A 4,094-nucleotide genomic window follows, 5' to 3' on the forward strand; every position below is an offset into this window, starting at 1 on the left:
ACCCTGATGCCGCTGGTCATCACCGATAAACAGCTGGACAGGGGACTATCGATACTCGAGGAAAGTTTAGAGGCGGTCTCGCGCACCTGATTTTGGGATTCGTATCAAGGTCAAAAAAAACAAATTACAATAGCCAAAAAACAAATGACAAATAAATCACAATGACCATAAATTTAAACTTCCAAACCTGATGATCTTAAAGAAATGACATTCCAATCATCAATTTTGGAAAAATAAAAATACCATTCAACCATTTGTTTTTTTGGGTTTTGAGATTTTGAATTTATTTGATATTTGTTAATTGTGGTTTGGTATTTTTAGACGGGAACGGACAAGCGCGAACGAATTACAAATCTCTATATTTTTTAAAAAGGTGCCAGAGGATATAAAATTATGCATGGTTATTTTCAACAGGCACTGACAGTCGATGTAAGCAATCAATCCTGCGAGACGGAGATGCTGAGCGACGCATTGCTCAGCGCCTGCATGGGCGGCAAGGGACTGGGAACCCAACTGCTGCTGGATCGCAACCCGGTAGGTGTAGACCCTTTTTCTCCCGACAACCACCTGATCTTGGCCCTGGGACCGGCCACTGACAGCCCCATCCACGGGTCATGCCGCCATGGCATGTTCGCCAAATCTCCACTGACCGGCCTTTACAGCGAATCCTATGCCGGCGGGAGTGCGGCCATCGCCATGAGCCGGGCCGGTTTCGATGCCTTTCTGATCAAAGGGGCGTCGGACCACCCGCTGTGGCTGGAGATCAGCGACCAGGGCGTTTTTTTTCACGAGGCGGACGATCTGTGGGGGCTGGACACGTTCGAGACCGAGGCGGTGTTGTGCAAACGGGTGGCAGCCAAGTCACCGGGCATTCTGGTGATCGGCCCGGCCGGTGAAAACTGTGTGCGCTTTGCCATTGTAAAAAATGACGGCTGGCGGGTATGCGGGCGCACGGGGATGGGTGCGGTACTGGGTTCCAAAAAGATCAAGGCGGTCGTTTTCCACGGTAGCCGCAAGCGCCCCTTTGCCGATGCGCAGGGACTTAAAGCCTACGCCAAGGAGAAGCTCGCCCTGTACAAGGACCATGCCGTCACCCAGGCGTACCGCAATAACGGTACACCCATGATGGTGGACATCCTCAACAAGGCCGGGGGATTTCCCAGCCGCTACTGGTCCCAGGGGTCGGTAGAGCAGGTTGAGAATATCAACGCCCAGAGCATCAAGGATCGCTGCCAGCCCAAACCCAAGGCCTGCCGAACCTGTTTTCTGGCCTGCGGCAAATCGGTTCAGGTCCAGCAGGGACGCCATCAGGGCTTGAAACTGGAAGGGCCGGAGTATGAAACCATTTATGCCTTCGGGGGCCTGTGCATGATCGATCAGATCGAGGAGATCGTCTACCTCAACGATCTGTGCGACCGCCTGGGGCTGGACACCATGAGTGCGGGCAACCTGGCCGCCTTTGCCATCGAAGCCCGGCGACGGGGAAAGATCGATCTGGAGATCGATTACAACCAGCCCGATCAGATCGCCGACCTGCTGAAAAAGATCGTTCTGCGTCAGGGTGTGGGCGGCCTACTGGCCGAAGGAATTCGTCCGGCCAGCGAGGAGTTGGGACTGGAAGATCTGGCCGTTCACGTCAAGGGGCTGGAACCCTCTGGATACGATCCCCGGGCACTCAAGGGCATGGGCTTGGCCTACGCCGTCGCCGACCGGGGTGCCTGCCACTTGCGGACGACCTTTTACAAACCGGAGCTGGCCGGCTTGATCGATCCCGACCAGATAGAAGACAAAGCCGCCATGTTCGTCGACTTCGAGGACCGCTGCACGCTTTTTGACACCCTGATCGTCTGCCGGTTCTACCGCGATCTTTACCCCTGGGAAGAAATCGGCAAAATGATGGCTCTGACCACCGGTGAGGATATGCAGAAATCGGACCTTCAAGCCCTGGCGGCACGGGTTACCGACAGCGCCCGTCGGTTTAACTTGAGAGAAGGCATGCGCAGGATAGACGACTGGCTGCCCAAGCGGCTGCTCAACGAAGCCCTACCGGATGGCCGTCGGATCACCGAATCGGATTTAAAACGGTTGATTGACGACTACTACCGCCTGAGAGGATGGCTCGACACGGGGCAACTTCAGGATTAACTGCCGAAGACGACAATTTTATCCAATATCTAACCCGGATGTACCGGAAACGACAGCTTGTATGCACCAAATCTCAAATGAATTCAAAATTATAGTATCCAAATCAATGTCGTTAACTTAAAAAGTTTTCATATTGGGAGAATCCATCGCTATCGAAATCGACAAACACGGCCATGGCGCTGATTTCGATCCCGGTAGCGATAGCGATGTCGACCCCGAAAGGGCCGTTTTTAGACCACCAAAGGCTTAAGTCAATGACTTTGGTATCCAAATGTCAAAAAAAGGGCAAAAACCAACAGTTGATTGCCATTTATTTTTCAAGGGGAAAACATATTCATGAATGTAAATAGTGACAAGCAGATGTCCCTGACGGATGCTGTTTCCCGATTCGTCCCCGACGGCGCCCACCTCTCAATTGGCGGATTTACCATCAATCGGAATCCCATGGCGGCGGTGTATGAAATCATCCGCCAGAAAAAAGTCCACCTGCATCTCTACGCCCATTCCAATGGCCAGGGGGTCGATGAACTGATCGGGGCCGGTTGCGTCAACCAGCTCGAGATCGCCTATGCCGGCAGCGGGCGGTTCGCGTCCACCTGCATCCGTTTTCGCAAAGCGGTCGAGTCCGGGCAATTGCCGGTCGAGGACTACACCAACTACCAGATGACCCTGCGTTTCATGGCCGGCGCCATGGGCGTACCGTTTCTGCCGACGCGTTCCTCGCTGGGATCGGACATCGTCAACCGGTGGGGTTTTTCGGAAACGGCACGTCAGGCGGATCCACGGGTTCCCGATCGCAAACTGGCCGTCATGGACAACCCTTTTGCCGGCTGGTGCGATACCGACCGGGTGGTGCTGGTACCGGCCATCAACCCGGATGTCACCATTATTCACGTACAGGCCGCCGACCGCCAGGGAACCGCCCGCATCAACGGCCTGCCCTTTGCCGATGTGGAGCAGGCCAAGGCGGCCAGGCATCTCATCGTTACCTGTGAAACTTTTGTCGAGGACGACCGGCTGCGCGAAGCGCCGGACCAGAACCAGATTCCGTTCTTCTGCGTGGATGCCGTTGTGCACCTGCCCATGGGGGCCTGGCCCACGGCCTGTTATCATCACTATGACTACGACCCCACCCGCCTGCACGAGTACCGGCAGGCAGCTCTGGACGATGCACGCTATCAGGCGTACCTGGAAACGGAGATCTTTTCGTCAAAGGACCATGAGGAAATGATGACCCGAATCGATCCAGGGCAGTTGGAGAAAATCAAGGCCGATCCGCGTACGGGGTATGCCGTAGGGCTCGACCGCCGCTGACGTGTCCATCCGGAAGCGGCATCTTTCGGCCCAGGCCTACGTTCTCGCTCCCCGGAAATCCTCAACGGTGCGCTGCACCGCCTGCGGTTTCCGGCTCGTTGCGGCCTTGCCCTGGACCAAAATCTACCACTTCCAAATAGACACGGCCTCATGCATTAGAGAAACCGTTAAAAATTTAAGGACAGCGAACGTCGAATAAAGTATTCGATGTTGGATGTTCAAAAAAATGTTCCAGGTTGCCACAAGGAAAAATAATATTGCGTGCCGTAACTATAGAATCGGTTAGGGTCGCTCAGGCATAACCTGAGATTTAACTTAAAATACCATCCCAAGATCGACAACCGATATAGAGAAAGCGAACCATGTCCACTGAAACTGAGTATACCAGCAGAGAGATGATGGCCGTCGCCGCCGCCAGGGAAATCCGCGATGGCGATATCGTGTTTTGCGGCACGGGCATTTCCATGCTGGCCGCCATGGCGGCCAAGCATATTAGTGCCCCAAACAGCGTGATCTTTTTCGAAACCGGGGCCATCGACTCCCAACTGGAAGAGGTCCCCCTGGCCGTGGGCGATCCCCGGGTGATGTTCGCCACGTCGGTCAACGGCAGCCTGGCCGATGCCTTCGCCACCATG

General features: G+C 54.6%; 3 protein-coding genes. All 3 read left to right on the forward strand.

Going from position 1 to position 4,094, the window contains the following annotated elements:
- Positions 1-393: 393 nt before the first annotated feature.
- A complete protein-coding gene (locus QNK41_RS20235) occupies positions 394-2,145 on the forward strand; it encodes an aldehyde ferredoxin oxidoreductase family protein (RefSeq protein WP_319260804.1) in 1,752 nt (583 codons plus the stop codon).
- Between the two features lie 336 nt (positions 2,146-2,481).
- Entirely contained in the window at positions 2,482-3,459 is a 978-nt protein-coding gene (locus tag QNK41_RS20240; RefSeq protein ID WP_319260806.1) for a CoA transferase subunit A, read from the forward strand.
- A gap of 362 nt (positions 3,460-3,821) precedes the next feature.
- The coding region (locus QNK41_RS20245) for a CoA-transferase (RefSeq protein WP_319260808.1) at positions 3,822-4,094 on the forward strand (273 nt) is incomplete at its 3' end.

This window comes from Desulfosarcina sp. (assembly GCF_033791525.1).
GTDB lineage: Bacteria > Desulfobacterota > Desulfobacteria > Desulfobacterales > Desulfosarcinaceae > Desulfosarcina.